The 18081-nt window shown below is 74.3% G+C and carries 11 protein-coding genes; all 11 read left to right on the forward strand.

Annotated elements, in window-relative coordinates:
* The first annotated feature begins 186 nt into the window (after window positions 1–186).
* The 11 genes from eccCa to IEZ11_RS14765 all read left to right on the forward strand — a co-directional run bounded on the left by eccCa (window position 187) and on the right by IEZ11_RS14765 (window position 18079).
* Window positions 187–4206 (forward strand): type VII secretion protein EccCa, encoded by a 4020-nt coding sequence (gene eccCa, locus IEZ11_RS14715; protein ID WP_189263178.1) that lies wholly within the window; start codon window positions 187–189, stop codon window positions 4204–4206.
* Entirely contained in the window at window positions 4203–5654 is a 1452-nt protein-coding gene (gene eccD / locus IEZ11_RS14720) for a type VII secretion integral membrane protein EccD (RefSeq protein WP_189263179.1), read from the forward strand. The genes eccCa and eccD overlap by 4 nt, the downstream gene beginning before the upstream one ends.
* Before the next feature lie 14 nt (window positions 5655–5668).
* The gene (locus IEZ11_RS14725; RefSeq protein WP_189263180.1) at window positions 5669–7180 is read left to right on the forward strand and encodes a type VII secretion protein EccB; all 1512 of its coding nucleotides are present in this window, start codon (window positions 5669–5671) and stop codon (window positions 7178–7180) included.
* A gap of 5 nt (window positions 7181–7185) precedes the next feature.
* Window positions 7186–10029 (forward strand): hypothetical protein, encoded by a 2844-nt coding sequence (locus IEZ11_RS14730; protein ID WP_189263181.1) that lies wholly within the window; start codon window positions 7186–7188, stop codon window positions 10027–10029.
* Window positions 10026–13409 carry a right-handed parallel beta-helix repeat-containing protein gene (locus IEZ11_RS14735; protein WP_189263182.1) on the forward strand — a complete coding sequence of 1128 codons (3384 nt, stop codon included), beginning with the start codon at window positions 10026–10028 and terminating at the stop codon, window positions 13407–13409. The genes IEZ11_RS14730 and IEZ11_RS14735 overlap by 4 nt, the downstream gene beginning before the upstream one ends.
* A 127-nt stretch (window positions 13410–13536) precedes the next feature.
* On the forward strand, window positions 13537–13872 hold the full coding sequence (locus tag IEZ11_RS14740; RefSeq protein ID WP_189263183.1) for a WXG100 family type VII secretion target: 336 nt from the start codon (window positions 13537–13539) through the stop codon (window positions 13870–13872).
* Between the two features lie 43 nt (window positions 13873–13915).
* Window positions 13916–14206, forward strand: a complete 291-nt coding sequence (locus IEZ11_RS14745) for a WXG100 family type VII secretion target (RefSeq protein WP_189263184.1) — start codon at window positions 13916–13918, stop codon at window positions 14204–14206.
* Window position 14207: 1 nt separating this feature from the next.
* Window positions 14208–14858: a RidA family protein gene (locus tag IEZ11_RS14750; protein WP_189263185.1), complete on the forward strand. Its 651-nt coding sequence runs from the start codon at window positions 14208–14210 to the stop codon at window positions 14856–14858.
* A 23-nt stretch (window positions 14859–14881) separates the two neighbouring features.
* The gene (locus IEZ11_RS14755; RefSeq protein WP_189263186.1) at window positions 14882–17251 is read left to right on the forward strand and encodes a WXG100 family type VII secretion target; all 2370 of its coding nucleotides are present in this window, start codon (window positions 14882–14884) and stop codon (window positions 17249–17251) included.
* A 26-nt stretch (window positions 17252–17277) separates the two neighbouring features.
* Window positions 17278–17709, forward strand: coding sequence for a YbaB/EbfC family nucleoid-associated protein (locus tag IEZ11_RS14760; protein WP_189263187.1), 432 nt, complete (start codon window positions 17278–17280; stop codon window positions 17707–17709).
* Window positions 17702–18079, forward strand: a complete 378-nt coding sequence (locus tag IEZ11_RS14765) for a WXG100 family type VII secretion target (RefSeq protein WP_189263188.1) — start codon at window positions 17702–17704, stop codon at window positions 18077–18079. The genes IEZ11_RS14760 and IEZ11_RS14765 overlap by 8 nt, the downstream gene beginning before the upstream one ends.
* The last annotated feature ends 2 nt before the right edge of the window (window positions 18080–18081 follow it).

Consider the following 18081-nt stretch of genomic DNA (forward strand, 5'->3'; position numbering starts at 1 on the left):
CGCCGGACCCCCTTAACGCCGACTTGGCGTGTACTTGGCGAAGCTGCCCCTCCGGCCAGGCTTCGCTGTCCGCGGGGGCGGACATCCGCTCACGCCGCACAGGCGCCGACGGCCTCCTGCCTACGCTCCACGCGCGGACTGCCAGACACCGCGCACGCCTGGAATTGCAGCAGAGAAGAGAGCACGTTGAGCACCGTCGTCGCCAAGCGCTCGCCGCGTGCCGAAGGCCCCCCGATGCCGGAGGGCCAGGTGGAACTGGCCGAGCCCCCGGTCCTCGGCGAACCCGCCACCGCCGACTTCGGCTCGGTCATGACGTACCTGCCGATGGGCCTGGGTGCCGGGGCCATGGTGCTGATGTACTCGGTCGGCAGCGGCGGTACGTCCATGTACATGATGACCGGGATGATGGGCATCGCCATGGTCAGCATGACGCTGACCCAGATCGGGCGGCCCGGTGCGGAGCGGCGCCGCCGGATGCGCGCCGAACGCCGTGACTATCTGCGCTACCTCGGCCAGAAGCGGGTCCAGGCCCGGCAGGCGGCCGACGAGCAGCGGACCGCGCTGCTGTGGGACAACCCCGAGGCGTCCGAGTTGTGGGCCCTCGCCGGTGGTCCCCGGCTGTGGGAACGGCGGCCCGGTCACGAGGACTTCGGGCGGGTCCGGATCGGTCTCGCGACCCGCCGTGCGGCACTGGAGTTCCTGCCGCCGCAGACCCGGCCGGTGGAGGACCTGGAGCCGCTGTGCGCGATCTCGCTGCGCCGGTTCACCAAGGCCCACCAGACCGTGCCCCTGCTGCCCGTGCCGGTCTCGCTGCGGCGCTTCACCAGCGTCGAGTTCACCGGCGAGACCGGGGAGGCGGTGGCCCTGGCCCGGGCGGTGCTCGGGCAGCTGGCGGTCTTCCACTCCCCGGACGAGCTGCGGGTGGCCGTACTGGGCGACGAGGCCGCGCGGCGCGAGTGGGACTGGCTCAAGTGGCTGCCGCACAACGCCCATCCGGCGGAGGAGGACGCGGCGGGCGCGGTGCGGCTGGCCGCCGGGGACCACGACGAGCTGATGGACCTGCTCGGGCCGGACGTCCGCGACCGCCCCGACCATGACGCGGCCTCCTCGCCCAGCGTGGCCGAGCCGTTCACGGTGATCGTCGCCCAGGGCGTGCCCGTCCCTTCCGCGTCAAGGCTGTTGGGCGGCGGCATCCGTGGGGTGGTGCTGCTGGACCTCACCGGCGCGGTGCCCGGCGGCCCCAAGGTGCTGCGGCTCACGGTGCGCGGCGGCCGGGTCGACTTCCCGAGCGGTGCCGAGAGCGTCACCGGCCGGGCCGACCGGCTCGGCCCCGTCGAGGCCGAGAACCTGGCGCGGGCGCTCGCCCCGATGCGCACCGGCGGCGTCGTCGACCTGGTGGACCAGCCGCTGGAGTCCGACTTCGACCTGGCCACCATGCTCGGCATCCGCGACGTGCGCGGCTTCGACGTCGCGGCCAAGTGGCGGCCGCGGCTGGCCCAGGAGGCCCGGCTCAAGGTGCCGATCGGGGTCACCGAGGACGGCGAGATCGTCGAGCTGGACCTGAAGGAGTCCGCGCAGGGCGGCATGGGCCCGCACGGGCTGCTGATCGGCGCCACCGGCTCCGGCAAGAGCGAACTGCTGCGCACCCTGGTGACCGGTCTGGCCGCCACCCACTCGTCCGAGATCCTGAACCTGGTCCTGGTGGACTTCAAGGGCGGCGCCACCTTCCTCAACATGGACCGGCTGCCGCACACCTCCGCCGTCATCACCAACCTCGCCGACGAACTCCACCTGGTCGACCGCATGCGGGACTCCATCAACGGCGAGATGATCCGCCGTCAGGAGCTGCTGCGGGAGGCCGGCTACGCCTCGCTCTACGAGTACGAGAAGGCGCGCGCCGCCGGGGTGGGCACCCTCGCCCCGCTGCCCTCGCTGCTGGTCATCGTGGACGAGTTCTCCGAACTGCTCGCCAGCAAGCCGGAGTTCGTGGAGCTCTTCGTCTCCATCGGGCGGCTCGGGCGCAGCCTCGGCGTCCATCTGCTGCTGGCCTCGCAGCGGCTGGACGAGTCCCGGATCCACCGGGTCGAGGGCCATCTGTCGTACCGGCTCGCGCTGCGTACCTTCTCCTCGATGGAGTCGCGCAGCGTGATCGGCACCTCCAGCGCCTACGAGCTGCCGTCCGCGCCCGGCAACGGCTACCTCAAGGTGGACACCACCAACCTGGTGCGGTTCAAGGCCGCGTACGTCTCCGGGCCCGCGCCCGCCGCGCCGGGTCCCGAGGAGACCGCCGGGCGGCAGGGCGTCGTACGGGAGGTGACCGCGTTCGGGCTGGAGCGGCACGGGCCGCCCGCCGGGGCCCGGGAGGCGGAGGAGGCCGCCCGGCTGGTCTCGCTCGCCGAGGAGAACCTGCGCGACCAGGACACCGCGGAGGAGGAGACGGAGGGCGGCGAGGACAGCCTGCTGGAGGTGTTCGTCGGACGGCTGGAGGAGAGCGGCCCGCCCGCCCGGCAGGTCTGGCTCTCGCCGCTGTCCGAGTCGCCGGGCCTGGACCAGCTGCTGCCCGGCATCGTGCCGGACCCGGAGCGCGGCATGGGCGCCGCCGACCCGCGGGTGCAGGGCTCGCTGCGCGTCGCGCTGGGCATGGTGGACCGGCCGTTCGAGCAGCTGCGCGAACTGCTGACCGCCGACCTGTCCGGCGCCGACGGCCACATCGGCCTGGTGGGCGCGCCGCAGACCGGCAAGTCGACGCTGCTGCGCACCCTGATGCTGTCGCTGGCGCTGACCCACACACCCCGCGAAGTGCAGTTCTACTGCCTGGACTTCGGCGGCGGCGGTCTGGTCTCGACGGCCGGGCTGCCGCACGTCGGCTCGGTGGCCACCCGCCTGGAGCGCGACCGGGTGCTGCGCACCGTCGAAGAGCTGACCCAACTCCTGGAACAGCGCGAGCAGTTGTTCACGTCCAGGGGCCTGGAGTCGATGGCCGCCTACCGGGCGCTGCGCGCGGACGGCTCGATCGACGACCCGTTCGGCGACGTCTTCCTGGTGGTCGACGGCTGGGCCACGCTCCGCCAGGACTTCGACGACCTGGAGCAGCGGGTCATGGAACTCGCCGCGCGCGGGCTGTCGTTCGGCCTGCACGTGGTCGCCTCCGCGGTCCGCTGGTCCGAAGTACGGCCCCGACTGCGGGACATGCTCGGCACCAAGCTCGAACTGCGGCTCGGCGACTCGATGGAGTCCGAGGTCGGCTCCCGGGCCGCCGCCGGTGTCCCGCACCGGCCGGGACGCGGTCTGACCAGCTCCGGACACCACTTCCTGTCCGCGCTGCCGCGGCTCGACAGCTCCTCGCGCACCGACGACCTGACGGCCGCCACCAAGGCCGCGGTCGCCGAGATCGACACGTTCTGGACCGGCCCCCGGGCCCCCGGCGTACGGCTGCTGCCGACCCGGCTGGACGCCCGCCGGCTGCCCGCCCCCGCCGACACCCGCGACCTCAGGTTCTGCCTCGGCTGGGACGAGCAGCGGCTCGCCCCCGTCTGGCACGACTTCGGCACCACCCCGCACCTGCTGGTCTACGGCGACGGCGAGACCGGCAAGACCAACGCCCTGCGCCTCGCCATCCGCGCCATCACCGCCCGCTACCGTCCGGAGGAGGCGAGGATCCTGCTGGCCGACCCCGGCCGCGGGCTCCTCAAGGACGTCCCCGAGGAGTACCGGGTCGGATACGTCGTCGACAACGACGCGCTCGGCAAGCTCGCCGACAGCGCCGCCGTGTCGGTGGCCAAACGGGCCCCCGGTGCCGACGTCACCCCGGAGCAGCTGGAGAAGCGGGACTGGTGGAGCGGTCCGCTGCTGTTCGTCCTCGTCGACGACTACGACCTCTTCGCCGGCGCGCCCGGCACGCCCTCCCCGATGATGCCGCTGGTGCCGCTGCTCGCGCAGGGCGCCCACATCGGGCTGCACCTGGTCGTGGCCCGCTCCACCTCCGGCGCCATGCGGTCCGTGATGGACCCGCTGATCCGCCGCATGTGGGAGCTCGGCAACCCGGCGCTGCTGTTCTCCTACCCCAAGGAGGAGGGCAAGTTCATCGGCGAGGCCAAGCCCCGCACCCTGCCCGCCGGCCGTGCCCAACTGGTCACCCGGCGCACCGTCCAGCTCGTCCAGACCGGCCTGGTGTCGGCGGCCCCCGTCCCCACAGGAGCACGATGACCACCGCCCCGGCCACCACCGCACCGGCCGCCAACGCACCGGCCGCCAACGGCACCACCAGCGCGGCACCGCAGCCCGTCCGGGCCGCCGAGGTCTGCCGGCTCACCGTGGAGGCACCGGCCGGCCGGGCGGACCTCGCCGTCCCGGTCACCACCCCGTTCTCCGCCCTGCTGCCGGTGCTGCTGCGCCAGGCGGTCGGCCCCGACCTCCAGGGCACGCCCTGGATCCTGCAACGGCTCGGCGCCGACCCGCTCGACCCGGAGGCGACCCCCGAGAGCGCCGGACTGCGCGACGGCGACGTGCTGCACCTACGTCCCGCCGACGCGGCACTGCCCGCCGTGCACTTCGACGACGTCTCCGACGGTGTCGCGCACACCGTCGGCGCCGGATCCGGCCGCTGGCGCCCCGGACTCACCCGCGACCTCGGTCTCGCCCTGTCCTGCCTGGCGCTCGCCGCGCTCGCCGCCACCCTGTTCGGCGCGGGCCCCGGCCCGCTCACCTCCGCGGCGGCCGGGGCGGTCGCCCTGGTGCTGGCCGCGGCCTGCGTGGCGGCGGCCCGCGCACAGGCCGACCGCGGCGGCGTCCTGGTCGCCGGGGTCGGCGCGTTCGGCTTCGCCGCGCTGGCCGGGACGACCCTGCGGGAGGGCCCGTCCGGCGGGTTCGCGCCGGGCACCACGGGAACACTGCTGGCCGCCGGGTTCGTGGTCGCGCTGGCCGGCCTGCTGCTCGCGCTGGGCGCACTGCCCCTCGTCGTCCCCGGCACCGTGCTGCTCACGGCGGTCGCCGCCGCGATCGGCGCGGGACTCGCCCGGGCCACCGGGCTGCACGGCCTCCAGGCCGCCGCGGTGGTCGCGGTGGGCCTGTTCGTGCTGGGACACCTGGCCCCCCGCCTCGCCCTGCGCACGGCCCGGCTGCGGGTACCCCAGCTCCCCCACGACGCCGAGGAACTCCAGCTCGACATCGAGCCCGAGCCCGGCGAGGCCGTGGCGAGCCGGGTCGCCGTCGCGACCGCCTGCCTCGACATGATCAGCATCTCCTCGGCACTGGTGTGGGCGGTCGCGCTGTGGCTGCTCGCCGACCGCGAGCACGGCTGGGCCGGCTGGCTGCTCCCGCTCTCGCTGAGCCTGGCCGTCCTGCTCCGCGCCCGCGGCACCAACGGCACCCTCCAGCGGGTCCCCGCCGTGCTGGCCGGCGCCTACGGCCTCGGACTCGTCCTCATCGTCCGGGTCGCCCCCACCGGCCCCGGCGGCCGGGCCGCCGTCCTCGCGGTACTGCTGGCCGCCGCCCTGCTCCTGCTGGTCGGCGCCTGGCGGCTGCCACGGGCCCGGCTGCTGCCCGTGTGGGGGCACTTCGGCGATCTGCTGGAGACCCTCACGGCGGTCGCGCTGCTGCCGCTGCTGCTCCAGGTGCTGCACGCGTACGGCTACTTCCGCGGCCTCGCGGGCTAGGGACGGCGGCATCCATGCAGACGCGACGCGATCACGTACAGGCCTACCAGTTCGCCATGGGCCGCCTGGCCTCCGCCCTGGTCAGCGGCGACCCCGGCCGGGGCGACAGCCCGACCCGGCGGTCCGCGCTCGGTTCGGTCTTCGGGGTGGGCATGGCGGTGCTGCTGTGCGCCGGGTTCGGGGTGTACGGGCTGATCTCGCCCGCCGCCAAGGACGACTGGCGCAAGGACGGGGCGATCGTCCTGGAGGAGGACACCGGCAACCGGTACGTGTACGCGGGCGGCGAGCTGCGCCCCGTACGCAACTACGCCTCCGCGCTGCTCATCGCGGGCGAGCGCGCCGCGCCGGAGACGGTGTCCGCGAAGTCCCTGGCCGGGGTCCCGCACGGCACCCCGGTCGGCATCCAGGGGGCGCCGGACACCGTACCGACCACATCCGCACTGGCGACCGGCGCGTGGGCACGGTGCCTGCCGGGGCAGGGAGCGGACGGCACGGGCGGCGGCGGAGCAGGGGCCGGTGGCACGAGCGCCGGTGGCACGGGCGCGACCGGAGGGAAGGCGTCGGGCGGGAAGGAATCTGCCGGTACCGGCAAGGAGTCGGCCGGCCAGGCGTCGGGCGGCAAGGAGTCGGGGGGCCAGGCGTCGGGCGACAAGGCGTCGGGCGGCCAGGGAGGGGCCGGCAAGGGTTCCGGGGGCACGGGGCAGGCGCTGCTCTTCGGTGGTTCCGCCGCCGGGCTCCTCGCGCTGCCCGCCGACCGGCAGGTGCTGCTCGCCGGGCCCGGCAGCACCCGGTATCTGCTGCTGCGCGGCGTCAAGTACCCCGTCCCCGGCGACTCCACGCTGATCGCCCTCGGTCTGGACGACCAGGTCGCCCTCCCCGCCACCGCCGACTGGCTGGCCGCCGTGCCCACCGGCGCCGCGCTCACCGCGCCCGTACCGGCCGGCGCCGGCAAGCCGGCCGGGCAGGTCGCCGGTCAGACCGCGCAGGTCGGCCAGGTCTTCCGCACCAGCACCGGCGGCACCGCGCACTACTACGTGATGCGTTCGGACGGAGTCGCCCGCGTCAACGCCACCGAGTACGCCCTGCTCGCCGCCCGCCCCGGCGCTCCGGCAGCGCGGCAGGTCGGGCAGTCGGACATCGCGGTCGCCCCGGTCTCGGCGGACGGCGGCGCCACCACCGGCCGGGTACCGGACCTGACCGGTGTCCGCGCGCTGGCCGACGGCACGGTATGCCTGACGGAAGCGGCGGACGGCCGTACCCGGATCACCATGGGCGTCCCCGGTGCCGGGGGCGTCGTCCTGCCGGCCGGCGACGGTGTCCTGGCCGTCCCGGACGGCTCCTCGTCGGCCACCCGGGCCGAGTACCTGATCACCGAGCAGGGCCTGAAGTACCGGATCGCCGACACCGACGCCGAGAAGGCCCTCGGGTTCGGCGACGGCAAGCACCGGCTCACGCTGCCCGCGGGCGTCCTCGCCCTCGTCCCCGACGGTCCGGCGCTCAGCCGCGCCGCCGCGGCGAAGGGCTGAGCCCGGTGGCCCGGCTCCGCCTCCGCTCCACCCCCGTGGGCGACGCCCTGCTGATCCACCCCAGGGGCAGGTTCGACGACCGGGCGGCCGCGTTCGCCGACGGGATCGCCGAGGACCCGCTGCACACCCTCGCCGTGGTGGACCTGCCGGGCGACGCCATCGCCACGGAGTGGGAGGCGGTGGCCCGGCTGCTGTCGTCCGCGCGGTACGGCAGCCCGCGGCTGATCTTCGGGCGGGGCACCCCGGACGACATCCGTACGGCCTGCCAGCGCATCGCCGACCGGCTCGAACGCGAGGTGCTCGCCCCCGGCGGCGACCTCGTACCGACCGTCGGCGGCGGCCTGTTCGTGCCCGGCGACGACGGCGCGGCCTGGCTGCGGTTCCGGCCCGGCCATGACCCCGAGCCGGTGGCGCAGCGCTTCCCCAAACCGCACTGGGAGTTCTCGGCACCGGCCCGCACCCAGCAGGCCGGGCCGCACACCGTCGCCCAACCGCTGCCCGCGGGCGTGTGGTTGCGGCACACGGACCCGGATCCCCTGGCCGCGCACCACCGGCGCGCGGTCGAGGCCGTGGCCACCGACCCACATCGCTACCTGGTCGTCCTCGGGAGCCCCGGCACGCCACCGCTGTCCCTCGACGACCTGACCCGCTTCTGGGACACCACCGTGCTCCCCGGCGCCCGCCCCGCGGTGCGCTTCGTCCTGTACGGCGCCCTCGACGTGCCCGGCGGCCGCGCCGCCTCCGGGCAGGCACTCGCCGACGCCCTCGGCCACCCGGCCGTCCTGTACGACGGCCTGCCCGACGACCGGACCGAACCGGCCGAGACGACCTGTCTCCCCCGCGCTTCCGTTCCACCGGTACCGGACCGCGCGCCCGCGCCGCCCGTCCGCACGGAGTCCGTAGCCGCCGACGCCCCGGACACCGCAGCCGACACCGCCGACACGACGGACCTCTCGGAGGCACCGACCGTCCGCAACGCGACCAGCGGCGGCGCGGCGGACCTCGACGACGCACCCACCGTCCTCAGCAGAACCCGCGCCACACGGAACAGAAGCCAGACCGACACATCGCCAGAGGCCGGAGAAAGAGAAAGGGAAAGGGAAGCAGCCTCGACATCGGGATCGACACCGGCACCGACACCGACACCGGATCGGCTTCCGGCAACGACGCCTGAACCGGCGTCAGTTCCAGCAACGGGGCCGACGTCGGCACTGCCCCCTGCCGGGGCTCCCGCAGCACCGTCCCCATCAACCCTGATCCCGGTGACAACGCCGGCATCACCCCAGCTCCCGACAGCGGAGTCGACATCGCGATCGGCCCCACAGCCCCGCCCCGTCCTCTCGTCCGAACCCGCGCCTTCCGCCGAACCCGTGCCCCCGATCACCCCCACACCCTCAACCAAGGCCGTACACAACACCGAAGCCGGACCCACGGCCGAAGCACTGCCCACGGCCGAAGTCACGCCCACGGTCGGAACCGCGCCCACAACCGGAGCCGTGCCCACAGCCGCAGCCGGGCCCTCCATCCAAACCGGCCCCCCGGTCGGAGCCGTCCCCCCGGCCGGCCCGATGCCCACGCCCGGAGTCGCGCCCACGCCCGGAGTCGTTCCCCCCACCGCAGCCGCGCTCTCCACCGAAGCCGGCCCCACGGCCGGAGCCGTCTCCCCGATCGAACCCGCGCCTCCCACGGGAGCCGCGCCCTCCGCCGAAACCGCGCCCTCCGCCGCAGCCGGACCCGCCGTCACGGCCGTCACGGCCGCCCCGGCGTCCGCGCCCTCGCCCTCGCCCTCGCCCGCCGCAGCCGTCGCTCCTTCCGCCCCAGTGCAGCGGCCCGTGCCCCCTGCCTCGCCACGGTTTCGGTTGGAGTCCGCCGCGCCGGAGCCGGATATCGGGGTTATCGGGGATATCCGGGATATCGGCGACGTCCACGACGTCGGCGTTCCGTCGTCGGTGGTCGCCCCGGGGGCCGAGCCCGCCGCCGGGTCGTCGGCGGTGGCACGAACGGGGGCCGTGCGGGTGCAACCCGTGCCGCGGGCCGCCGCCTCCGCGCTGCCGCCGGAGCGCGGTGTCGCGCAGGAACGGGACTGGATGCGCCGGACCTTCAGCGAGCAGTACAACGCCCTGGCCGGCTCGGTCTCGCGCGTGATGTCGGAGTCGCCCGGACTGCGCGGCGGGTCCAGGACGGAGGCCGCGGACGCGCTGACCGACCTGGTCGCCGTACGCCTCTACCTGTCCGGCGATCCCCGCCGGGCCGACGCCGCCGTGCGCGAGGCCGTACCCGGACCGCATGTGCCGTTGGCGCGCTGTGTGACCGCCGGGCTGCGGCGGCTGCCCTCCTACCGAGGTCCGGCCCTGCTGCGCACCCGGCTCGGTGACGCGGAGCGCGCCTGGTACCGCGAGGGCAGGCTGGCCACCGAGTGGGCCTTCTGCCACGCCCGTACGTCGCTGCACCCCGGCCCGCGCGGCAGCGGCGCCACCGACGTCCTGATCTGGTCGATGACCGCGCGGCGGACCAGTTCCCTCGACGCCGCCGTCCCCGACCGGGTGGTGTTCCTGCCGGGCACCGTCTTCAGGGTGCTGCGTGCCGATGGCACCGCCGTGCTGATGCGGGAGCTGTCGCCGTCGGAAGCGGCGGAAGCGGCGGAAGCCGCGAAGGCCGCGAAGGACGTCCATGGCGGCCAGGGCGGCGACGTCGTGGCGGCGAAGCTCGACGAGATCGCCGTCAAGGGCCTGGAGAAGATCCTGGACGCGCTGGAGCGGACCGGCACCGACGCCGCGGCCGAGAGCGCCGACCCGCCCGGACTGATCGTCATTCCCCGTACGGTCCGCACAGAAGGAGCCGAGTCGTGAGCAGGCAGGTGCTGCTGGTCTCCCCGGACCGTCCGGGCGCCCACCGTACGATCGGCCTGGCGCTGGCCGAGGCGGCGGAGGGGGCGCTGGTCACGATCGCCCCCGGCCGGTACGAGGAGGCGCTGGACATCGTCCGGCCCGTGACCCTGGCCGCGGAGGGCGGCGCCGGAACCGTACAGGTGCACGCGACCGCCGGAAGCACGGTCGTGGTGCGGGCCGAGGCCGTGCAGCTGTCCGGGCTCGTCCTGTCGGGCGCCGACCGGGAGGCCCCGGTCCTCGACCTGCGGCGCGGGCAGTCGGCTCTGGACGGCTGCCGGATCGAGGGCGCGGCGTGGACGGCCGTACTGGCCTGGGACGAGGGCACGCTGGCCGCCCGCGGCTGCCGGGTGACCAACCCGCACGGCGCCGGCGTGGTGGTCACCTCGCCCGGCGGCAACGTGCTGTCCGGCACCGAGATCACCGAGGCCGGCTCCTCGGCCGTGGTGGTGGCCGAGCACGGCCGCCTCGACATCCGGGACTGCCGGCTCGACCGCCCCCGGGGCAACGGCGTCTGTGTCAACGGCAACGCCTCCGCGACCGTCGAGGGCACCCTCGTCACCGGCAGCGGCAAGCCCGCCATCGCCGTCGAACAGGAGGCGCGCGCCGCGCTGCTCCGGGTCACCGTGACCGGCAGTACCGCGCTGGACGCCTACCTGACCGGCCGGGGCGAGACCACGCTCACCGACTGCGCGTTCTCCGGTTCCGGCGGGCAGTCCGTGCACATCGCCGAGGGCGCCGCGCCGCACCTGCGCGGTTGCAAGGTCAGCGGCGCGGCCCGCAGCGGCGTCCAGGTCACCGGGGGTGCCCGGCCCCGCCTGGAGGACTGCGAGATCACCGGTACGCCGGTCGGCCTGTACGTCACCGGCGCGGGGACCGCCGTCAGGGCGACCGGGCTCGTCGTCCGGGACGCCACGACCGCCGCCGTACAGGCCGCCGACTCGGGCACGGCCGAACTGGAACGGCTCACCGTCACCGGCACCGCCTCGGGTGCCGGGGTCCGGGCGCAGGGCGGTGCCCGGGTGACGCTGCGGGACGCCGGGATCGCGATGACCGGCGGTGGCCGGGGGACGACGGCGCCGGGGCTGGGGCTGACCGGGTCGGCGAGCGCGTTCGTGGCCGGTTCGGTGCTGCGCGGGTGCCCTGCGGTCGTCGGCGAGGACTCGGAACTGACCGCGCACGACACCGAGTTCACCGGTTCGCCGGGCGACGCGGTGCGGGTGCTGGCGGGCGGCTCGTTCACCGCCGTCGGGTGCCGGATGACGGGCGCGGGCGGTCAGGGCGTCAACGCCCACGCCGACGCCCGCACCGACCTCAGCAACTGTGCGATCCAGGACAACGCCGGCGACCGGCCCGCGCCTGCCGGCCGCGCGGGCGACGACTTCGACGGGCGCGAAGGGCACGGCGGGAGCTTCGGCAGGGACGGCGGACACAGCGGAGGCTTCGGCACGGACGGAGGCGGTGCCGGTGGCGGAGGCGGAGGAGGAGGCGGTACCGGTACCGGTACCGGTACCGGTGGCCCGGACGGTTCCGGGACCCCCGACCCGTCGGCCGCCCCGGACGTCTCCCGCTCCGCCGCCACCGGACCGCTCGCCGAACTGGACGCGCTGGTCGGCCTGGAGAGCGTCAAGCTGGAGGTCACCGGGCTGATCAACCTCAACAAGATGACCAAGCGGCGCACCGAGATGGGCCTGCCGATGCCCCCGATGAGCCGGCACCTCGTCTTCGCGGGGCCGCCCGGCACCGGCAAGACCACCGTGGCCCGCCTCTACGGCGCGGTCCTCGCCGAACTCGGCATCCTCGGCCAGGGGCACATCGTCGAGGTGGCCCGTGCCGACCTGGTCGCCCAGATCATCGGCGGAACCGCCATCAAGACCACGGAGGTCTTCAACCGGGCGCTGGGCGGGGTGCTCTTCATCGACGAGGCGTACACCCTGACCAACCAGTCGCGGGGCACCGGGCCGGACTTCGGCCAGGAGGCCGTCGAGACGCTGATGAAGCTGATGGAGGACCACCGCGACGAGATCGTCGTCATCGCGGCCGGCTACTCCGAGCACATGGACCGCTTCCTCGCCTCCAACCCCGGTATGGCCTCCCGGTTCGCCCGGACGATCGAGTTCCCCAACTACTCGCCGGAGGAACTGGTCACCATCGTCCGGGGCCTGTGTGCCAAGCACTACTACGAACTCTCCGAAGACGCCCTGGGCGCGCTGTCCCGCTATTTCGAGGACGTCCCCAAGGGCCCGACCTTCGGCAACGGCCGGGTCGCCCGCCAGGTCTTCGAGTCGATGATCGGCGCCCAGGCCTCCCGCCTGGCCACCCATCCGCCGGGCCACGACAACGAACTGAGCCTACTGACCGCCGCAGACGTCACCCCGGCCCCCAGGCCTCCGGCCACCACCCCCACCCCTCCCCCACCCCCGCCCGCACCCGCACCCGCACCCGCTGCGCTCCCGGCGCCCGTGCCCGTGCCCGCGGCCGCCGACGGCGAGTCCGCCCCACAGGGGCCACCCGCACCCGACCACGAAACCGTCACGGGTGGTGCGGGCGGGAACACAAAGGCCGAAGGCGAAGGCGAAGCCGAGGCCACGGCCCCCACCCTCACCCCCACCCGCCACCTCACCACCCTCACCGCCCTCACCCCCGTCACCGAAGCCCTGGCCGCCCGCCTGGACACCCTCGTCAAGCTCGGCCAGGGCACCGCAGGCCTCGCGGACGTGATCCTGGAAGGCCCCCCGGGCAGCGGACGCCGGGCGGTGGCCGCCGCGTACGGGCGAGCCCTCGCCGAGCTCGGGGTCGTACCCTCCGGCGCGTTCACGCACGTACCGCTGTCGGCGGTCCCGGCCCGCTGGGCCACCCAGCCGCGCGCGTTCCTCGCCGACGTCTTCCGGCGCGCGGCTGGCGGCCTCCTGGCGGTGACGGCCGACCCCGCCTTCGAGTCCCGCCCGGAGCCCGAACGGCAGGCGGTCGTCGACGCGTTGGCCGTGGAAGCGGCGGCCCGTGACCCGTACGGCCCGGTGCTGGTGCTCTGCGGCGGCGCCCCGCGCCTGATGGAGCTGCTGCGCGCCCGTACCGATCTGGCCGGGGCGTTCGCCGAGTACCTGCGGCTGCCGGCCTGGACCGGCGCGGATCTCGCGGAGCTGACCCGGCGGCGGCTCACGGCCCTGGGCTTCGACGTGCCCGACGACGTCCGCGGCGCACTGGCCGCGCAGGACCCGGCGCACGGCGCGTACGGCGCGCACCGGCTGGCGGACCGGATCGCCGTCCGCGCGGGCGCCCCCGCGCTGGTCCTCGCCGACCTGGCGGGCGAACTCCCGCTGGCGGAGGCGCTGGTGGCCGGCTGACGGGCCGCAGGGACAGAAAATCACGGCCGGTGGGGCAGGGAGTCCGGTTTCCGGCCCCGGGCCCGCGCCGCCCCGGACCACCATCACGAACGACGACCCCCACGTCCCCGGCACGAGAGGAACGGCCATGGCCGCCAACACGAACACATCGGTCGACACTTCGGGCATGCGGATCGCCCAGGGCAGCTTCCAGACCGCCCTGGACGAGGTCAACAACACGTACACCCAGATGCAGAGCCAGATCGAGGCGCTGCGCTCCAGCTGGACCGGTGACGCCTCCAGCACCTTCCAGAGCGCCATGGACACCTGGCTCACCGACTTCGGCACGGTGAAGCAGCAGTTGGAGCTGATGCTCAGCAAGCTGCAGGCGAACACCGGGAGTTACGACACCACGCACCAGCACACCACGGACGCGGCCACCCAGCTGCACAAGAGCATGTCGACCCCGCTGCCCGGTTTCTGAGCCCCGTTCTCCACCACCACCCCCGCACACACGAGGAGCGACCATGCCTACGTACACCGTCAACATGAACCAGGTCGAGTACGTGGTCGGCGAGATGACCGCGATCAGCGGGAAGATCCAGGCGGCGCTGACCGAGCTGGACGACAGCGCCAAGGTGCACCTGAGCGAGTGGACCAGCGACGCCCGCGCCACCTACGACATCGCCAAGGCCAAGTGGGACGCAGCCGCCGCCGACATGGTGACCCAGGCCCAGAACGCCACCAACGCCCTCGGCCAGATCAACGAGTCCTACTACGCGGGCGAGCGGCACGGCGTGAGTCTCTGGGAGCAGTGAGATGGCGAACGAGACCGCCGACAGCGACCACAGCAACGACCCGAACATCAACAACAACGACTACGGCAACAGCAACAGCGGCTCGGGCAACAGCAACTCCGGCGACCACCACTACCACGGCGGCACGGACGTCCTGCACGTCCCGGGCATCCTGAGCGACCTGCACCCCTTCGTGCCGCCGCCGGTACCGGGCGGCGACGGGCACAACGGGACCTCCGTCAGCACGCCGTCGCTGGACCTGTTCGCCTCCAACATCGACCTGTTGATCCAGCCGGTGCGCGACGTCGCCACCAAACTGACCGATGTCTCGGTCGCGCCGGGCGCCTTCTACCACGCCAACGTGATGCGCACGACGGTCAACGGCCCGAACGCCGACGCCGGTCTCAAGAAGAGCTACGGCGACGCCCTGTCGGCGCTGGTCCGAGGCCTGACGGACCTGCGGGACGGGGTACGGGGGCTGAGCCACAAGTACGCCACGACCGAGGACGCCAACGGCATGAGGGCCCAGGACCTCGCGGACGCCTTCACGACGACCACCGCCGACTTCAACGCGATGATGACGTCGAACGGCGGCAGCGGCATGACCACCACCACCGGTACCGGCAACCCGAACAGCAACAGCGGGTCCGGCAACTCGAACACCACCACCTAGGCGCGCTCCGCGGGAGGGCGAAAGTGCCGGACTACAACAGCGGCGGCTTCCACCAGGGCGACGACGGGACGATCTTCGGGAACCCGGACGGCACGGCCACCGGAAGCGTCACGGACTACGACAACTGGGACTGGAAGCAGATCAAGGCCGCCGTCTACGGCATGTCGTCCGGCGTCTCGACCGACGCCAACATCGCGCACGCGCGCGCGATCGCCAACCCGCAGTCGCTGCTGGACGCGGCGAACGCCTTCTTCCATGTCCAGCGCACCCTGGAGGGCGTCACCAAGAGCCTGGTCGACCAGGCCAAGGCGCTGGCCGGCGACAACGGCCCGTGGGGCGGCACCGCCGCCGACTCCTTCCTCGACATGATGACCAACTTCTCCCGACAGGTGAAGGCCAACGCCGACGTCCTGTCCGGCGGTTCGACCGGCGACCACTCCATCCCGCACCAGCTCGCCAACAACGCGATCTCCTTCCAGAGCGCGCAGAACAAGCTCGCGGAGATCGACTCGTTCTACGCCGACGAGGCCCAGCGGATGGGCGTCACGCCGATGGCCGACGGGCTGATCCCGATCAGCCAGAAGCCCGAACTCGTCGCGATGATGACCGACGACATGCGCGCCGTCCTGAAGAGCCTGGCGCACTCCTACCAGGTCACCACCGACGCCATCGTGAACCCGACGCCGGTGACCTCGCCGACCGACAACCCGAACGACTCCGGTGACGACAACGGTCTTTCGGACCCGAACCTCGATCCGAACCTGGATCCCGACCTGAGCGGCGGATCCGACTCCGGCATCGGCGGCCTGGGCGACACCGGAAACCTGTCGGATCTCTCCGGCTACCCCGACACCGGCCTGGACAGCGGACTCGGCACCGGCGACGGCATCGGCGACGTCGGCGACCTCGGCGCGCTGGACGGCTCCGGCGACCCCACCTCCTACCCCGGCGACCTCGGCCTGGACGGCGGTACGGACAGCGGGCTCGGCACCGGCGACGGCATCGGCGACCTCGGTGACCTGGGCGATCTCAGCGGCCTCGACCCGTCCGCGATCGACAGCGCGCTCAACCCGCTCTCCTTCCCCGCCCTGGGGAGCCTGGGCAGCCTGGCCGGCCTGGGCAGCAGCGGTCTCGGGGCCGACGGCGAGAGCGCGCTGGGCGGTCTGTCCACGGCCGACCCGGCCGCCTTCGGTGACACCGGGCTGGACGACGGTCTGGGCGACGGCCTCGCCGACGGCCTGTCCTCCGACGCCCTGTCCCCGTCCCAGCTGGCGACGTCCTCCGGGATGCCGTACATGCCGGGGATGGGCGGCAGCGGCGCGAACGGCGCCGGTCTCACCTCCGAGCCCACGGACGCCTCGGGGCTGCTCGACTCCAGCGCGGACCCCTGGGAGGGCGAGGAGGCCCCCGGCGACGAGGTCGGCTCGGAGCTGGGCACGGCGGCCGGCGGCGAGGGGCTCGGCACGGCCGGGATGCCGTACCTGCCGGCCATGGGCGGCATGGGCGGCGCCTCGGGCGCGGGCCGGGACGGCGCCGGCGAACGCAGCGACGCCTCCGGTCTGCTCGACGGGAGCGCCGAGCCGTGGGAGGGCGCGGAGGAGTCCGAGTCCGGTGCCGACGAGGCCGGCTCCCCCACCGGAGCCCTGCCCGGAGTGCCGTACCTGCCCGGCTTCGGCATCACCACAGGCACCACAAGCACCACAAGCACCACAAGCAGCACAGTCACCACGAGCGCCACGGGCGCCACGGGCCGTGCGGAGGGCCGGACCGGCGAACGCGTCGCCGAGCCGGCCGCCGCGGAAGGGAACACGGCCGAGGAGAACACGGCCGAAGCGGCCGAGCGGACCACGGGCGCGGAGAGCGCGGCTCCCGGTACCGCCGCAGCCGGACCGGCCACCGCGTCCGCCGCCCCCCGCACCGCCCCGGTCGCCGTCGGTTCCGACGGCCTGCCGGTGCCCGCCGGCGAGCACGGCGACGGCTCCGCCACGGCGGCGCGGCCCCTGCCCGACGACGGCGAGGAGGACTTCTCCGTCTGGGAGGTCGGGACCGGCGCGGGCGCGTTCGTCCCGCTGCTGTGGGCGCTGAACGGTGACGGGGAGCGGGAGGCGGACCCCGAACAGGGCGTGTCCGCCGAGCCGCGCACCACCTGGCAGCCGGACCGCACCGCCACCGGGTCACCGGCCGCTACCGGCACCGCCGTCCGCGGCGAGGCGCTGTGCGGCGACGGCGGCCCCGAACCGGAGGAACCCGAGGAACCCGAGGAACCCGAGGAGTCGGCGGAGGCCGGGTCGGAGCCGGACCCGGAACCGGCCGCCCGCGGCATCGCCGACCTGCTGGTCCAGCACCAGAGCACCTGGGGCAGCGTCCCCGGCGACTCCACCGCCACCCTCTGACCCGGCCCGCGAGGAGACCAGTTCCCGTGCCCAGCCCGTACGACCAGCAGATCGAGGATCTGCTGGACCAGTACCGCCGCCAGCGTGACGAGGCCGCCGCGACCCGGCGCCGGATCAACGAGACGACGGCGACCGTGACCGCCCCCCGGCAGACGGTGAAGATCACCGTCGGCGCCCAGGGGGACGTCACGGCCATCGAGTTCCCCACCGGCGCCTACCGCCGGATGGCCCCCAAGGAACTGGCCGACGTACTGCTCACCACCCTGCGGCAGGCCAGGGCCGAGGCGCTGGAGGGCGTCTCGGGCGTGCTCGCCGAGCGGTTGCCGCCCGGGGTGACCGTGCCGGACCTGCTCCAGGGCCGGGTCGACCCGGCCGCCGTACTGCCCGAGGACCCGGCGATGCCGGACTCCGTACGCGACTACGTCGACCACGGCTTCCAGGGAGAGACCCATGAGTGACGGCAGCACCTTCTCCGTCGACACCGCCCGGCTCGGCCAGTCCGCCCCGCAGATGGTGGAGCTGGCCGCGCGGATCCGGTCCATCGCCACCAAGCTGGACGGCCGGCTGGAGTCGCTCGGCGCGTGCTGGGGCGACGACGAGAGCGGACGGCAGTTCCTGGAGCAGTACGCGGAGCCCAAGCGGCAGCTCAGCGAGGGCATCATGGGCGCCGGGAACGTGCTGGACAGCACGGTCGACGGCATCAGCACCATGGCCAAGGGGTTCGCCCGGACCGAGGAGGCGAACGTCGAGGCACTGCGCGCCATCACACCGTCCACGGGCTCCGTGACGACGGGCGGCGACTCCTCGCCGCACCGCACCCGGCGGTGAAC

It is taken from the genome of Streptomyces fuscichromogenes (genome assembly GCF_014645815.1).
Classification (GTDB): domain Bacteria; phylum Actinomycetota; class Actinomycetes; order Streptomycetales; family Streptomycetaceae; genus Streptomyces; species Streptomyces fuscichromogenes.

Coding starts and splice junctions, on each gene's coding strand:
- eccD (WP_189263179.1), top strand. CDS start 4,203: ATGACCACCGCCCCGGCCACCACCGCACCGGCCGCCAACGCACCGGCC.
- IEZ11_RS14725 (WP_189263180.1), top strand. CDS start 5,669: ATGCAGACGCGACGCGATCACGTACAGGCCTACCAGTTCGCCATGGGC.
- IEZ11_RS14740 (WP_189263183.1), top strand. CDS start 13,537: ATGGCCGCCAACACGAACACATCGGTCGACACTTCGGGCATGCGGATC.
- IEZ11_RS14745 (WP_189263184.1), top strand. CDS start 13,916: ATGCCTACGTACACCGTCAACATGAACCAGGTCGAGTACGTGGTCGGC.
- IEZ11_RS14750 (WP_189263185.1), top strand. CDS start 14,208: ATGGCGAACGAGACCGCCGACAGCGACCACAGCAACGACCCGAACATC.
- IEZ11_RS14765 (WP_189263188.1), top strand. CDS start 17,702: ATGAGTGACGGCAGCACCTTCTCCGTCGACACCGCCCGGCTCGGCCAG.